This is a genomic window from Streptomyces abyssalis, from assembly GCF_001751365.1.
Lineage (GTDB): Bacteria > Actinomycetota > Actinomycetes > Streptomycetales > Streptomycetaceae > Streptomyces > Streptomyces abyssalis.
The window spans coordinates 473540-487914 of record NZ_LJGT01000038.1; the positions used below are offsets into that span (position 1 = coordinate 473540).

At 74.0% G+C, this 14375-nt stretch carries 14 protein-coding genes; 7 read left to right on the top strand and 7 right to left on the bottom strand.

The window, feature by feature from the left end:
• Positions 1 to 543 precede the first annotated feature (543 nt).
• A complete protein-coding gene (locus tag AN215_RS09275; protein ID WP_070013073.1) occupies positions 544 to 1455 on the bottom strand; it encodes a DUF3027 domain-containing protein in 912 nt (303 codons plus the stop codon).
• A gap of 404 nt (positions 1456 to 1859) precedes the next feature.
• On the opposite strand from AN215_RS09275, the gene AN215_RS09280 reads away from it, so the two are divergent.
• The 3 genes from AN215_RS09280 (at position 1860) to AN215_RS09290 (ending at position 5029) form a co-directional block, all read left to right on the top strand.
• Positions 1860 to 3284, top strand: a complete 1425-nt coding sequence (locus AN215_RS09280; RefSeq protein ID WP_070013072.1) for an MFS transporter — start codon at positions 1860 to 1862, stop codon at positions 3282 to 3284.
• Between the two features lie 177 nt (positions 3285 to 3461).
• Entirely contained in the window at positions 3462 to 4127 is a 666-nt protein-coding gene (locus AN215_RS09285; protein WP_070013071.1) for a futalosine hydrolase, read from the top strand.
• Positions 4124 to 5029, top strand: coding sequence for a 1,4-dihydroxy-6-naphtoate synthase (locus AN215_RS09290; protein WP_070013070.1), 906 nt, complete (start codon positions 4124 to 4126; stop codon positions 5027 to 5029). The genes AN215_RS09285 and AN215_RS09290 overlap by 4 nt, the downstream gene beginning before the upstream one ends.
• Positions 5030 to 5099: 70 nt before the next feature.
• Here AN215_RS09290 and AN215_RS30630 read toward each other — a convergent pair whose 3' ends face one another.
• Positions 5100 to 5483, bottom strand: coding sequence for a cold-shock protein (locus tag AN215_RS30630; RefSeq protein ID WP_028436716.1), 384 nt, complete (start codon positions 5481 to 5483; stop codon positions 5100 to 5102).
• A gap of 255 nt (positions 5484 to 5738) precedes the next feature.
• Between AN215_RS30630 and AN215_RS09300 the strand changes: the two genes are divergently transcribed.
• Positions 5739 to 6011 carry a hypothetical protein gene (locus AN215_RS09300; RefSeq protein WP_070031138.1) on the top strand — a complete coding sequence of 91 codons (273 nt, stop codon included), beginning with the start codon at positions 5739 to 5741 and terminating at the stop codon, positions 6009 to 6011.
• Here the strand turns inward: AN215_RS09300 and AN215_RS09305 are convergent.
• From AN215_RS09305 to AN215_RS09315, 3 genes are all read right to left on the bottom strand, one after another.
• Positions 5945 to 6652 (bottom strand): HAD family hydrolase, encoded by a 708-nt coding sequence (locus AN215_RS09305; protein ID WP_070013069.1) that lies wholly within the window; start codon positions 6650 to 6652, stop codon positions 5945 to 5947. The genes AN215_RS09300 and AN215_RS09305 overlap by 67 nt on opposite strands.
• A gap of 61 nt (positions 6653 to 6713) precedes the next feature.
• The gene (locus AN215_RS09310; RefSeq protein ID WP_275521322.1) at positions 6714 to 7478 is read right to left on the bottom strand and encodes a carbon-nitrogen hydrolase family protein; all 765 of its coding nucleotides are present in this window, start codon (positions 7476 to 7478) and stop codon (positions 6714 to 6716) included.
• Between the two features lie 267 nt (positions 7479 to 7745).
• Entirely contained in the window at positions 7746 to 8807 is a 1062-nt protein-coding gene (locus tag AN215_RS09315; RefSeq protein WP_070031139.1) for a hypothetical protein, read from the bottom strand.
• Positions 8808 to 8903: 96 nt separating this feature from the next.
• On the opposite strand from AN215_RS09315, the gene AN215_RS09320 reads away from it, so the two are divergent.
• Positions 8904 to 11492 (top strand): helicase-associated domain-containing protein, encoded by a 2589-nt coding sequence (locus AN215_RS09320; protein ID WP_070013068.1) that lies wholly within the window; start codon positions 8904 to 8906, stop codon positions 11490 to 11492.
• Between the two features lie 16 nt (positions 11493 to 11508).
• Here AN215_RS09320 and AN215_RS09325 read toward each other — a convergent pair whose 3' ends face one another.
• Positions 11509 to 12489, bottom strand: a complete 981-nt coding sequence (locus tag AN215_RS09325; protein WP_070013067.1) for a GlxA family transcriptional regulator — start codon at positions 12487 to 12489, stop codon at positions 11509 to 11511.
• A gap of 114 nt (positions 12490 to 12603) precedes the next feature.
• Between AN215_RS09325 and AN215_RS09330 the strand changes: the two genes are divergently transcribed.
• Positions 12604 to 13140 carry a PaaI family thioesterase gene (locus AN215_RS09330; RefSeq protein WP_070013066.1) on the top strand — a complete coding sequence of 179 codons (537 nt, stop codon included), beginning with the start codon at positions 12604 to 12606 and terminating at the stop codon, positions 13138 to 13140.
• Positions 13141 to 13224: 84 nt separating this feature from the next.
• Positions 13225 to 13548, top strand: coding sequence for a DUF4326 domain-containing protein (locus AN215_RS09335; RefSeq protein ID WP_070013065.1), 324 nt, complete (start codon positions 13225 to 13227; stop codon positions 13546 to 13548).
• Between the two features lie 211 nt (positions 13549 to 13759).
• On the opposite strand, the gene AN215_RS09340 is transcribed toward AN215_RS09335, so the two are convergent.
• The gene (locus tag AN215_RS09340) at positions 13760 to 14251 is read right to left on the bottom strand and encodes a hypothetical protein (RefSeq protein ID WP_070013064.1); all 492 of its coding nucleotides are present in this window, start codon (positions 14249 to 14251) and stop codon (positions 13760 to 13762) included.
• Positions 14252 to 14375: the final 124 nt, after the last annotated feature.

Genomic DNA, 14375 nt, shown 5'->3' on the forward strand with positions numbered 1-14375 from the left:
CCGTGGAGCCCCGCAGCGGCCACAAATCACGCTTGAGTTTCCCGGAGCCACCGCCTCCGCGTCCCACCCCCTCCGGTCGTCCTAGCGGCTTTCCCCTCGTGGTTCCCGGACAGACGGCGGGTCGCTGCCGCGCGGACCTTTCGGCACGTGTACGTGGCTGCGGCTCCAACCATCGGTGTTCAGGGGCCCGTTGAATCCTGGAGTGGTCCGAGAGCGGCAGCAGGTCCGACGGGAGGACGAGGCAACCGGCCGGTGGCCACCAACCGGAAGCCGCCGACGAAACGGGAGGGGGCGGGACGCGCAGGGGTGCGTGTCCGGACGCTTGCCCGTGATTTGTCGACCGGCACAGGCAAGGCTCCGCAACAGCCGGAGCGGTTCAGGGAGGTAAATCATGGGTCCGGACATGTACCCCGGAGCGGCACGCACCCGCCACCAGAAACGCACCGCACGCGAACACGCACGCACCCGGCACCAGAAACGCACCGCACGCGAACACGCACGCCCCCGGAACCAGAAACGCACCGGAGGCGCCCAACGGCACCCCTACGAAAGCTCGTCCGCCCGCGTCTCGTCGATCACCGGAGGCGGCGGCTGCGGAGGCTTCGGCATGACCGCCGCCTCCGAGTGGCCCCCGCATCCGTACGACAGGGACACCACATGCCCGTCAGCCGGGCTGTACTCGTTCGCACAGACTCCGAACGCCTGACGCAGCGACCCCGCCAGCGGCATCAGGAAGCCGCACGTCACGCAACTCGCCGGCGCGGACTGGGCCATGGGCGTCGCCGCCCCGTACTCCTCGTCCCAGCGGTCGGCCGCCACGTCCAGCCCGTAGCGAGAGAGCACGCGCGGGCGGCCCATGCCCAACTCCTCCGCGACCTCCGCGATGGTGCCCCGGGCGGGCGGCGGCACGACCTCGCTCGGCGAACCCGGTTCGAGGTCGGCACCCACCTCCTCGGCGACCTCTTCGGTCTCCTCCGTCGCGGCCGGGACCTCCACGGCCGCACCGGAACCGGCACCCGCGCCCGAACCCACACCCGCGGCAGCGGCAGCGCGCACGCCCCCCGGTTCCAGCCGGAGGTCGTCCGCCTCCGTCGGCAGCAGGTCGCCCGGGCCGAGGTCGCCCGGGCGGAGCCGCTCGCTCCACGGGACCCACTCGGGCGCGAGCAGCGCGTCGGGACCGGGCAGCAGGACGGTTTCATCCAGAGTGACCGCTTTCGCCCTGGATGCCCGGGTGAGTGTCGCGGCCCAACGCCAGCCGCGGTAGGCGGATTCGAGACACTCGAAGAAGTGGGTGACGACCCGGTCCCCGTCGGCGACGGCCTCGATGTGATCGCCGACCTGCCCCGGCCCGGCCGCGGCCTCCACGGCCTCACGCGCGAGTGCGACGGCTTCGGCGCAGAGCCGGTCGGGTGCGGGGGCGCGGCGGGTACGGCCGCTTCGCGTCGCGGCAGTCATGCAGCACTCACAAGAATCGTCTCTCCTACGCCATAGCGCCGGTATCGGCGTGCACTCCCGTACGGCGGCCGCGTAGGGGAAGCGGCTTGCGGACGGAGCGGAACAGGGGAGCCGCTGCGAACGTCCGCGCCCCGCTCGGGGCCGTGCGGAGCGCACCGCCGACCACGCTACCCCACGGATTCGGCGAGCCGCCCCGGAGGGATTCCGTACGCCCGGCGACCGCACCCCCGGCGCCGGCGTTCCCGCACCCCACGCCCCACGCGCGAGCGGGCCCACGCCCGCGCACAGCCGACCGCGCACAGCCGACCGCCCACGGCGGACCGCGCACCGCGCACCGCGTACGAACTGTCCGTCCGGCGTGGACTGTCCGCATCCGTCACCGCTGGTGGGGCAAACTGAAGCTCGTGGCTGCAGAGCCTGGGCGCGGACGTCGTCTGCTTCGCGGGGCCGCGCGTGCCGTACGACGGCCACCCGCGGCGGTTGCCCGTCGGCTCCGCCGCCTCACGCACGCCGAGGGCGCGGGCGAGTCCGGCCTGGGAAAGCTCATCGAGCTGCACGCCGTCAACTCCGCGGGCGACATGCTGATCACGGTCGCTCTCGCCTCGACCATCTTCTTCTCCGTGCCCACCGGCGAGGCGCGCGGCCGCGTCGCGCTGTACCTCCTCGTCACCATGGCACCGTTCGTGCTTCTCGCCCCGGTGGTCGGCCCGTTGCTGGACAAGTTGCCGCACGGGCGCCGTGCCGCGATGGCGGCCTCGATGCTCGCCCGTGCGCTGCTCGCGCTGGCGATGTCGGGTGCGGTGGCTTCGGGAGGACTGGAGCTGTATCCGGCGGCGCTGGCCGTACTGGTCTCGTCGAAGGCGTACGGGGTGGTGCGTTCGGCAGTTGTGCCGAGGCTGCTGCCGCAGACGTTCTCGCTGGTGAAGGCGAATTCGCGGGTCACGCTCGCCGGGCTGGTCGCGACCGGTGTGGCGGCGCCGCTCGGTGCGGGGCTGCATCAGTTGGGCCCGGCGCTGCCACTGTACGGGGCCTTCGCCGTCTTCATCGTGGGCACGTTCCTGTCGTTCTCGCTGCCCGGGAAGGTCGACTCGGCGAAAGGCGAGAGAAAGGCCCGGCTCGCCCCGGCACGGGCCGCGGACGACCCGGACTCCCCCGGCTCCGCCCACGGCCAGGACGACCGGAACGGCCGGGACGGCCCGTACGACCACGACGGCGCCCGTGGCGAGAAGCGTCCCGGACTGCGCACCGTGGGCGCCTCCGTACGCGGCGCCCTCATCGCCAACTCCGCCCTGCGCGGCCTGTCCGGCTTCCTCACCTTCTTCCTCGCCTTCCTCCTGCGCGACCAGCCGCTGACAGGGCTCTCGGGCGCCCTGTCGCTGGGCCTCGTGGCTGTCGCCGCCGGCGGCGGCAACGCGCTGGGTACGGCGATCGGCGCGTGGCTGAGGGCCCGGGGCCCGGAGGTGATCATCGCGGGTGTGCTGGCGTTCGCGCTGGCCGCGGTCGTCACCGCCACCGCGGTCTACGGCACGGTCACGGTCGCCGTCGTCGCACTGACCGCGGGGATCTCCCAGGCTCTCGGCAAGCTGTCGCTGGATGCGCTGATCCAGCGGGACATGCCGGAGGAGGTCCGTACGTCCGCGTTCGCGCGCTCGGAGACGCTGATGCAGATGTCGTGGGTCGTGGGCGGCGGGCTGGGCATCTCGCTGCCGCTGATCGCGCCCCTCGGGATGGGCGTCGGCGCGGTCGTGATCGCCGCGGGCGCGGTGTTCTCCGTACGGAGTCTGCTCCGCGCCGCCAGGCACCGCACCCCGCACCCACGCGTCGCCTGACCGTCGCCCGCCGCGCACCGGCCACGCCCGAACCGGCGCCTGCCACGCACCGGCCGCGCCCGCGCACGTACCGGCCGCGCGAACCCTCGCCCGCGCGCGACCCCGCCCCGGCCACGCGCACGGCCACGCACCTGCCCGCACGCCGTACCGCACCCCGCACGCCGGTAGCCTGCGGTCATGCGCCGAGCGCGAATCCTGGTCGTCACCGCAGTCACCGCCGAGAGGGACGCGGTGACGTCGCGGCTGGAGCGGGACGCGGCCCCCGCGGACGTCGAAGTGGTCGCCGCGGGCGTCGGCCCTGCCGCCGCGGCCGCCGCCACGGCGAGCGCCCTCACCTCCGCAGCCGCGGGCGGCAGGCCCTTCACGCTGGCCGTCTCGACGGGCATCGCGGGCGGCTTCGGGCAGCCACTCGGCGGCGTGGTCGTCGCCTCGTCGATCGTCGCCGCGGACCTCGGCGCCGTCACGCCGGACGGCTTCGCATCGGTCGCCGACCTCGGCTTCGGCAGGGCCGAGCACCACCCGCCCCCCGCTCTCGTACGGGACGTGGCCGAGGCGGCGGACGCGGCGTCCGGGCCGGTGCTCACCGTCTCGACGGTCACTGGAACGCAGGCGCGCGCCCAGGAGCTGGCGGCCCGTCACCCCGGCGCGGTCGCGGAGGCGATGGAGGGCTTCGGCGTCGCCGAGGCTGCCGCCGCGCAGGGCGTGCCCGTGCTGGAGCTGCGTACCGTCTCCAACCCCGTCGGCCCGCGCGACCGCGCCGCGTGGCGGATTCCCGGCGCGCTGGCCGCCCTCGGGACCGGCTGCGCGGCGATGCTGCCGGTGCTGCGAGCATGGAAGCCATGAGCACCGAAGGACCGGGCAGCCCCCGAAACGCGGCATCCCCGCTGAGCATCGCCTTCTCGCCGTGCCCGAACGACACGTTCGTCTTCGACGCCTGGGCGCACGGCCGGGTGCCGGGAGCGCCACCGCTCGATGTCACGTTCGCGGACATCGACGTCACCAACGGCATGGCGGAGCGCGGCGAGGGCGACGTCCTGAAGGTCTCGTACGCGATCCTTCCGTGGGTGCTCGACGAGTACGCGCTGCTGCCCTGCGGCGGCGCTCTCGGCCGTGGCTGCGGCCCGCTCGTCCTCACCAGGGAACCGGTCGAGCCTGCCGCCCTGAAGGGCAGGACCGTCGCGGTGCCGAGTGAGCGCTCCACGGCCTATCTGCTCTTCCGGCTCTGGGCCGCCGAGGCGGTGCCGGGCGGCGTCGGCGAGGTGGTCGTGCTGCCGTTCCACGAGATCATGCCGGCCGTGCGCGCGGGCCGGGTCGACGCCGGGCTGGTGATCCACGAGGCGCGCTTCACGTACCAGGAGTACGGACTGCACAAGCTCGCCGACATGGGCGAGCACTGGGAGCACACCACCGGCCTGCCGATCCCGCTCGGCGCCATCATCGCCCGCCGTTCGCTGGGCCTGGAGACGCTGACCGGGATCGCGGAAGCGGCACGCGAGTCGGTGCGCATGGCGTGGGACGACCCGGAGGCGTCACGCCCGTACGTGCTGGAGCACGCGCAGGAGATGGACCCGGCCGTCGCGGACCAGCACATCGGGCTCTACGTCAACGAGTTCACCGCGGACCTCGGCGAGGACGGCATCGCGGCGGTACGCGGACTGCTGACCCGTGCCGCAGCGGAAGGCCTGGTGCCCGCCCTGCCCGACACCGCCCTGGCCTTCCCGCCGCCGCCCGGCGGCCTCGGCTGAAGGCCGGGCTCCACCGCGCGAGTCCGCCGCGGCGAGGTGCCGGCCCGGGGCCCTGTCCGAGGGGCCGGCTCTAGACGTCGAGCTGGTCGGCGACGGCCCGCAGCATCCCGGCGATCTTGTGGCCGTGCTGCCGGTCGGGGTAGCGGCCCCGTTCGAGGCCCTGCGCGACGCCGTCGAGGAGCGTGGTGAGGTCCTGGACGATGGAGGCCAGTTCGTCGGGCTTGCGCCGCTGCGCCGCCGCGACCGAGGGGGCGGGGTCCAGCACGCTCACCGAGAGGGCCTGGTCGCCGCGCTGCCCCGCGACGACGCCGAACTCGACCTTCTGGCCGGGCTTCAGTGCGTCCACGCCGCTGGGCAACACGGAGGAATGCACGAAGACATCGCCGCCGTCGTCGCGGGAGAGGAAGCCGAAGCCCTTCTCGCTGTTGAACCACTTGACCTTGCCGGTAGGCACGTCTGTCCTCGTCCTCGTACTGCCGGGCAGCCTCGGCTGCGTCCTGAAAGCTGTGATCTCGTCCTGAACCTGGCTCCGAAGAGCAAGTTGAGCGGGCCGAATGACCCGCTCGGACACCAAGGCTAATCCCCCCGGTGCCCGGTGGCTGAGGTACTCCCCCAGCTGACGCCGGGGTACCCCACCAGGCCCCTGAGGGCCCAGGGGAGCCGCCGAGCGGTTCCTCCGTGCAGTTGCCCACCGATCTACCCTGGGCGTGTGAACACTGAAACGTCCCACCCCGGTGATCTTCTCGTACGATCAGGCGGGGTCGTCTTCCTCGTCGGCGCACTGGCCACAGTGGTCACCGTGGCCCCGCTCTTCCTGGGCACGGAGCCCTTCCCGGCGCCCGCCTACTTCGTGTGCATGCTGATGGGCGTGGGCTTCCTGCTGGCCGCGGCCGGGCTGGTGAGGTCGGCCAGGGTTCAGCCGGCGTCGCGGGAAGAACCGTCCTCCGCACCGCGGGGACGGTTCTGGCGCCGCGAGCAGTAGTCGGCGAACCAGCCGGGGAAGTCGCCGAGCCCTCCGGTCAGTACGACATCTGCACCGGCCTCGCGCAGTTCCTCCGCATCGCACGGCCCCGTCGGCACCGCCACGGAGAGCGCGCCGGCGGTGCGGGCCCCGCGCACGTCGCCGGTGTGGTCACCGACGTACACGCTCGCGCCGAACTCGCGCAGCGCCTCCGCCTTCGCCTCCGCCCACAGCCAGCCGGCCACCGCGTCGGGTTCGATGCCGAGATGTTCCAGGTGCAGCTTGGCGTTCGGCTCGTGCTTGGCGGTGACGACGACGGCACGGCCGCCCGATTCCCGTACGGCCGCGACGGCTTGGCGGGCGCCCGGCATCGCGGGTGACGGAGCGATCGCGTACCGCGGATACAGCTCGCGGTAGCGCTCGGCGGCCTCCGCGATCCGCTCGTCGGGGAACCAGTGCGCCAACTCCTGTTCCAGGGGCGGCCCGAGGCGCGTCACGGTCAGGGCCGCGTCGATGTACGTGCCGGTCTCGGCGGACAGCGCCTCGTAGGCCGCTCTGATGCCGGGGCGGGTGTCGACGATCGTCATGTCGAGGTCGAAGCCGACGGTGGGGCCCCGGCCCTCGTCGGCGTGGGTCCGGGTTTGCTGGTCGTGCGGTGCCATGGCGGTCATCCTGCCCGGTCGTGCCGTGTGCACCACGGGCCGGGGCACCCCGCCCCGCCGGTCACAGGCTGGTGCGGTCCGCGGAGCGCGGGTCCCGCACGGGCGTACCGCTGTTCAGGACGCCGGACAGGGCATTGGCGCGCCAGTGCCGGGTGGAGTCGTACAGCGGCGCCTCCGTGTCGACGGTGGAGATCAGCACGCCCGCACGGTCGCGCCGCAGCCGTCCCGTGGTGACGCCGTCGGCGCGGACGAAGAACGAGCCCCAACAGCTCTGCCGTGCCGAGGAGTTGGGACAGCTGATCCAGACGTGGTTCGCCGCCGCCTGAGCCGTCATCGTCGCGGGCATCGTGATCCCGGGGTAGGTGTCCGAGGTGTTGAGGTGCAGCACGTCCTCACCGATCGCGGCCCGGATCGCCCGGACCTTCGCGGGAGTCATCCTCGCCGCGTGGTACGAGTGCAGGACGAGCTGCACCCCCTGCCGCACGTAGTCGCGGTACAGCTCGGGAAAGCGGAAGTCGTAGCAGATCAGCGCGCCGCACCTGACTCCCTTGACGGTGAAGACCGTCGGGTGGTCGCCGGGGGTGTAGTGCGCCAGGTCGCCGGTGCGTCCCTCCGGGTCGCCGGAGCAGAAGCGCTTGTCGTAACGGTCGGCGAGGGCGCCGGTGTCGTCGAGGACGTACAGGCTGTTGTGCGGCTTGTGTCCTCCCCCTCGGCCCGGACGGGCCTGGGGGGACCCCCAGGTCAGCGGGTGCGCCGAACCGAGCACGGCCCATATCCCCAGCTCGCCCGCGAGTTCCATGACGCGCAGCGTGAGCGCTTCGAGCAGGCCCCAGTCGAATCCGTCGTACGACGGGGGGGTCGGTGCCCGCGTAGCCGGACAGGGCGGCCTCGGGGAAGTGCGCGAGGTCCGCGCCCCGCGCCTTCGCGGTCCTCATCTGCCGCATGACGTAACGGCAGTTGCGCTCGATGTCCGCATCCACCGGGAACTGGCAGGTCGCCACCGTCAGCCTGGCCATGGCGCCCAGATTCCCACGGCCCCCGGCTGTGGTCGACGCGGTTACCAGGCCCTGGCCGTTTCAGAGCCTGGGCCGTTTCAGAGCCTGGGCCGCCGGGCGCGCCAGACCAGGAAGAGCGCGCTGGCGACCGCGGCCACGCGCAGCGCCACCGGACCCGCCTCCGTGAGGGCCTGGCCCAGTGCCTCGCCGCCCGCGGCGAGCGGCTCGCCCCACCGCCTATCGGCGCGTCCCCACAGCCACACCAGCGTGCCCGCCGCGACGAGCCCCGGCATGCCCGCCGCTGCCCACTTGGCCTCCGTACGGCTCAGACGCGGCGACCACCACGCGGCCAGCCAGCCCACGCCGAGCGGGATGAGCGATCCGATGGCGGCACCCGCAACCAGCAGCACCGCCGCCAGCCACTCCACGACGCCGCCCGCACGGGGACCCGCCGCCACCAGGCGGGCTCGCCCCGGCCACAGCCGGCGGCGCCCGCCCGCCACGACCGCTTCGGCGTCGGCGTCCGCCTCCGCGTCGGCGGTCTCGTCGTCGAGGGCCTTGCGGGCAGTGGGCACGGGGGCCTTCGGCCGCCGGGACGCCGCCCGTGCGGCATCGCCCTCCTCGCCGCCGCCCGGAGGGGGCTTGAGCAGTTCGGGCAGCTCGATGCCGCCGACGAAGCCGGGCACCGGCTCGCCGAAGGTGCGGCTGCCGCCGCCGTCCCCGTACGGACTGGGATCGACCCGCCACCAGTCCGGGTCGGACTCCTCGGGGCCCAGCTCGTCCATCCCGGCCAGGTGGGGCGCGGACGCGCCGTACGAAGCGGTGGGAGCCGACGGCGCCGACGGGCCCTTGCCGAGCGAAACCTTCGGGCCCTCGGCGCCGCCGGACGGGTCGCCGGACGAGCCGCCCGAGGCGCCCGAGGCGCCGCCCGACGCACCGCCCGCCGCGACGACGTCCTCCGGCCGCCCCAGCTGCGTGAGGATCTTCTTCACGGCCGCCTTGCTCTCGGCGCCGCCCGCCTCGGCCCGCATCCGGTCGATCCGGCCCCGCAGACCGCTCACCAGGCGTGCCCGTTCCGCGGCCGTCATCGGCGTCCTGTGGGCCAGGTCGCCGATCCGGCTCAGATAATCGAATACGAGCTTGTCGCTCTCGATCCCCACCAATTCCCCAACGACGGCTTGCCCTTGGCGCCTGCCCTGCGTCTGCCAGGCTCGCCCACGACGGTACCCTGCGCCGCCCGCGCTAACGTGGGCTGGATGAGCCCCGAGCACAGAGGCGGCAGCACCGCCGCACCCCGTACGCTCGCCGACGATCTGCGCGCCCGTGACGACGAGGCGCTCGCCGAGCTGCTCCGCGCCCGCCCGGACCTGCTCTCACCCGTGCCGAACGACCTCACTCAGCTCGCCACCCGCGCCGGCACCCGGGCCTCCGTCGTACGGGCCGTGGAACGGCTGGACCGCTTCGCGCTGCAGACCGCCGAGGCCATCGCCGTCGCCCCGGACCCGTGCGCGTACGCCACCCTCGAAACCCTCCTCGCCGGCGAGGACCCTGGCCCGGGCCAGGGCACGCCCGGCGACCCGCACACGGGCGGCGACCCGGGGCGGGGCGACCCGGCCCGGCACGTCGCCGCCGAACTGCCGCGCGCGCTGCGCACCCTGCGCCGGCAGGCCCTGCTGTGGGGCGGCGACGACAGGCTCCATCTCGTGCGCACCGTAAGGGAGTTGCTCACTCCCTCCCCCTCGGCGCCGTCACCGACCGGGCTCGGTCCGACGCTCACGGAGGCCACGGCCGGGATGTCGCCGGGCAGGCTGCAGGACATCCTCGCGAACGCCGGACTGCCCGCCACCCACGACCCGGTGAGCGCACTGGCCGGCCTCACCGCGCTCTTCGCGGACGCCGGCCGCACCGCGGACCTCCTGGAGAACGCGCCTCCCGAATCGCTGGCGATGCTGGAGAAGCTGCGCTGGGGCCCGCCGTACGGCTCGGTGCAGACCGACACGCCCTCACCGCCCGTGACCTGGCTGCTCGACCGGGGCCTGCTGGTGAGGACCGCGCCCCGCACGGTCGTGCTCCCCCGCGAGGTCGCCCTTCGTCTGCGGGACGGGCGCGCGCACCGCGAGGTCGAGCCGCTGCCGCCCGAGCCCGTGGTCCGGCGCGAGTATCCGCAGGAGGCCGTGGACGAGACGGCCGCAGGACAGGCGCTCGCCGCCCTCGGCACCCTGGAGGACCTGCTGTCCGAATGGGAGACCGACCCGCCGTCCGTGCTCCGCTCGGGCGGCCTCGGCGTACGGGACCTCAAACGCACCGCCACCGTGCTCGACCTGCCGGAGCCGACGGCAGCCTTCTGGATCGAACTCGCCTACGCGGCGGGCCTGCTGGCCCCCGACAGCGAACCCGACGAGGCGTACGCGCCCACCCCCGCCTACGACGAGTGGCTGCGCCGTCCCCCACACGAACGCTGGGCGCACGTCGTCGTCCACTGGTTCACCGGCACCCGCGTGCCCGGCCTCGTCGGCACCCGCGACGCCAAGGGGCGCGGCCTCACCGCACTCGGACAGGGCCTGGACCGCGGCCTCACCGCCGACGTGCGCCGCCGCACGCTGGAGCTGCTCGCGTCTCTCGACGCCGGTTCGGCTCCCACGCAGCACTCCGTGCTGGAACAGCTGCGCTGGGAGCGTCCGCTGCGCGGTACCGGAAGCGCCGTCGGCGAGGCCTCGGGCGACCTGCGGACGCAGCTTGCCGAATGGGCCCTGCACGAAGCCGAGTTGCTGGGCCTGACCGGCCGGGGGGCGCTCGCCTCGTACGCGCGTGAGCTGCTGCTCCCCGGGCCGGGGGCACCCTCAGCGGTAGCTGGGGATGCCCGCACCGCGGGCGAGTTGGAGGCCGCCGCTGCGCGGACGGCCGGCCGGCTCGCGCCGCTCCTCCCCGAGCCGCTCGACCACATCCTGCTCCAGGCCGACCTGACGGCGGTGGCACCCGGCCCGCTGGAGCGGCCGCTCGCCGCCATGCTGGGCGTGCTCGCCGACGTCGAGTCCAAGGGCGGAGCCACCGTCTACCGCTTCACGCCCGCCTCCGTACGACGGGCCCTGGACGCCGGACGGACCGCGAGCGACATCCACGCCTTCCTCGCCGCACACTCGCGAACTCCCGTGCCGCAGCCGCTGAGTTACCTCGTCGATGACGTCGCCCGCAGGCACGGCAGGCTGCGCGTCGGCGCCGCCTCCTCGTACGTACGCTGCGACGACGACGCCCTGCTGACCGAGATCACCGCGGACAGGCGCTCCGCGCCGATGCGGCTGCGGCTGCTCGCGCCCACGGTGCTCGCCTCACCGCTGCCGCCGGACCAACTGCTCGCGAAGCTGCGGGAGATGGGATACGCACCGGCCGCGGAATCCGCCGAGGGCGACGTGCTGATCGCCCGCGCGGACGCCCACCGCTCCCCGCCGCGCACGGCGCCGGAGCCGGTGCCCGACGGGCCTCCGGTGCCGGACGCGGCACTGCTCACCGCTGCCGTACGGGCCATCAGAGCCGGCGACCACGCGGCGACGGCCGAGCACAAGCCGTCCAGAGCGCCCGGGCGCGCACCGAAGCCGCCGGCGACTCCGGGCGGCGGCCCGCCCCGTACGACCTCGGCGGACACGATCGCCACGATGCGGTCGGCGGTCGCGTCGGGTGACGCGCTGTGGATCGGCTACGTCAACGCGGACGGTGCCGCCAGCCAGCGTGTGATCGCCCCGGTGCGGGTGGAGGGCGGCTTCGTGACGGCGTACGACCACACCGCGGACGAGATCCGCACGTACCCGCTGCACCGCATCACGGGCGTCGCCGAACTCGCCGGGCCGTGAACGGGTTCGGACCACTTCAGCGCCGCTGCCCGCGCAGCGTTCCCGCGGTGGCCCCGGTGCGCTGCCGCAGCAGGACGCGCAGCGTGTTCGCGTGCTCATAGCCCACCCTCCGCGCGACCGCCTCCAGTGAGAGGCCGGTGGTCCGCAGCAGATGGGAGGCCTGTTCGACCCGCAGGTCCTGGACGAAGCGCACCGGCGAGGTGCCGAGCGTACGGCGCACGGCCCGCTGGAGGGTGCGTTCACTGACTCCCAGATCGTGCGCCGCCTGCTTGATGCCGGCCGGCTCCGCCAGGTGCTGCCGCGCCCACCGTTCGAACGCCGCCACCGTCGGATCGTTCTGTGCGAGGGCGCTCGGAATCGTGTAGGCGGACTGCGAGGGCCGCTCGTCCACGACCAGATAGCGGGCCACGAGGTCCGCCAGCGCCGGGCTGGTCATGCGGACGACCGCCAGGGCGAGGTCGACGTGGCCGAAGGCCGCGCCCGCCGTCGTCACGCCACGGGAGGTCGTCACCATGCTCGTCTCCTCCAGCCCGACGGCCGGATAGCGCTCCCGGAAGACCGGCGCGAGCCACCAGCTCGTCGTCGCCCGGCGCCCGTCGAGCACCCCCGACTCGGCCAGCAGGAAGGTCCCGGTGCAGGCCGACGCCACGGGGACGCCCCGCTCGCGCGTCTCGCGTACCAGCCGGCGCGCGGCGCCCGAGTCCGGCCCGGAGACATGGCCGATCAGCGTCTTCGGCCGGCGTTCGGCGAGCGCGGGCACGAGCAGCAGGCCCGCGCCTTCGAGGGCGGGACGCCCCGCCCCTGCGACCGGAGCGGTGGTGACCGTGTGCCCGGCCGCGGTACGGACGCGGCGGCGGAAGCCGACCGTGGTCACCTCCCGGGCGGGCGGCGGCTGCGGCAGCTCGCCGCGCATGGCCTCGGCGGCGGCCAGCACGTCCAGGACCGAGGCCAGTCCGGAGTCGAAGACCCCGTCGTAGGCGAGTACGGCGATGTCCATGTCGGAAACGGTATCGAAAGCGTCGTAAGCGACACTCCGCAAGACCGCGCCACGGTCGTAGGTTCGCTGTGTACGACAGCAACTGAACTGCCACTGACCTGGAGCACACACACCATGGCGCAGTCCACCGCCCGGCCGGCCTCCGGCGACAGCACCACGCGTTCGCGCACCCACACCTGGGAGGCCCCGACCACGTACCTGGACGCGGGCGACCGCCCCGGCCTCGAACTGGTCCGTCTCAGCCTCGACGGGCATCTCCCCTCGGCGCCGATCTGCGGCACCCTCGGCTTCAGGCTCGTCGAGGCCGACGAGGGCCGGGCGGCCTTCGAGGGTGATCCCGGTGAGCACCTGTTCAACCCGATGGGGACCGTGCACGGCGGATTCCTCGCCACCCTCCTGGACTCCGCTCTCGGCACGGCGGTCATGACGACCCTGCCCGCCGGCCGCGCCTACACCACGGTCCAGCTGGGGGTGAACATGGTCCGCCCGGTCTTCGGGGACACACCGGCGTTGCGCTGCGAGGGCACCGTCCTCCACGTGGGCCGTACGACCGCGACCGCAGAGGCCCGGGTGACCGGGACCGCGGACGGCAGGCTGTACGCGCACGGCACCACCACCTGCCTGGTCTTCGATGCGCCCCGGGCGGGCTGACGCTCAGGAGGCGGGCACAGGCACAGGCCGGGAGCAGGCGGAGAGCTGGCGGGCACAGGCCCCGAGCAGGCGGAGAGGGAGCACATGAGCAGCGGCACGGCAGCAGCCACGACGGTGGTCAACCTCAAGGGGCACCGCGACGACCCCGCCTACGCCGACGTCGTCTACGTCGGCCGTCCCATGCACCGCGGCGGATGGCACCTGGAGGGCTCGCCGCTGGCGAGCCCCTTCCGCCCGGGCCGCGACGGCTCCCGCGAGGAGGTGCTGGAGCAGTACCGCGAACACCTCCTGGGGCGCCCGGACCTCCTCGCGCTCCTGCCCGGCCTGCGCGGCCGCCGGCTGGGGTGCTGGTGCGTTCCCGAGCCCTGCCACGCGCAGGTGATCGCGGAGCTCGCGGACGAGGGATGAGCGGGGACGGGGTTCCGCCCGCGTCTGGGCGCGGGGCGCGGGGCGCGGGCGAAGCCCGGCGCGGGGCCGGGCGCGGGGCCGGGCGCGGGGCCGGGCGCCGGACATGCCGGAGGCCCCGGTCCGGGGGTTCCGGGCCGGGGCCTCCGGTTCAGCCGCGCGGCGCCCACGGAAGCCGACAGAGGCGGGCGGCAGCCGGCGGACGTCGGCGGTGTCAGCCGCGGCTCGCGCCCGCCGGCCACACGATGTCGACGGCGAGCCCGGCGCTCCGTGCCCCGTTGACGACGTCGGCCGTCGTACCGGCCTTCTCCTCCGAGCCCGGCTGACCGTCCCAGATGGCGACCAGCCGGTCAGCGCGCTCCAGCAGCACCGCGTTCGCCGCCTCGTAGGCCTTGCGGTCGGCGTTCGCGTACGGCAGCACCAGCACCTCGTCCGCCGCCGCGGTGAGCCGGTCGTAGGTCTCGGCATGTTCCGGTTTCACCGTGGCCTGCCGGTAGTCGCGGCTGGGCAGCACCGCTACCAGCCGTCCGCCCGCCGCGAGCACCGACTCCGCGAAGAGCGAGTCCGCTCCGGCCGCCACACACGACAGCCCCACGAGCCCGGAGGGCTCGAACATGCGCAGCAGTCGCTCGAGTTCCGCCCGTACCAGCGGCACCGTCTCCTCGGACAGCTCCATGTGCCCGGTTACCGCAACTTTCGTCGCCATCCCGGTCGCTCTCCTTCGTCAGTTCCGTTCAACGCGCCCTCGGATACGGTCACGCATCTCATACGGACCACTACACCTTGTGTGCGGACGTATAACCGTATAGGCGCCTGGACTTCAGGCGTGG

Excerpts from the sequence above, each read along its gene's own strand:
- AN215_RS09275 (WP_070013073.1), bottom strand. The coding sequence starts at position 1,455 with ATGACTGCCGCGACGCGAAGCGGCCGTACCCGCCGCGCCCCCGCACCC.
- AN215_RS09285 (WP_070013071.1), top strand. The coding sequence starts at position 3,462 with ATGCGCCGAGCGCGAATCCTGGTCGTCACCGCAGTCACCGCCGAGAGG.
- AN215_RS09290 (WP_070013070.1), top strand. The coding sequence starts at position 4,124 with ATGAGCACCGAAGGACCGGGCAGCCCCCGAAACGCGGCATCCCCGCTG.
- AN215_RS09305 (WP_070013069.1), bottom strand. The coding sequence starts at position 6,652 with ATGGCACCGCACGACCAGCAAACCCGGACCCACGCCGACGAGGGCCGG.
- AN215_RS09320 (WP_070013068.1), top strand. The coding sequence starts at position 8,904 with ATGAGCCCCGAGCACAGAGGCGGCAGCACCGCCGCACCCCGTACGCTC.
- AN215_RS09325 (WP_070013067.1), bottom strand. The coding sequence starts at position 12,489 with ATGGACATCGCCGTACTCGCCTACGACGGGGTCTTCGACTCCGGACTG.
- AN215_RS09330 (WP_070013066.1), top strand. The coding sequence starts at position 12,604 with ATGGCGCAGTCCACCGCCCGGCCGGCCTCCGGCGACAGCACCACGCGT.
- AN215_RS09335 (WP_070013065.1), top strand. The coding sequence starts at position 13,225 with ATGAGCAGCGGCACGGCAGCAGCCACGACGGTGGTCAACCTCAAGGGG.
- AN215_RS09340 (WP_070013064.1), bottom strand. The coding sequence starts at position 14,251 with ATGGCGACGAAAGTTGCGGTAACCGGGCACATGGAGCTGTCCGAGGAG.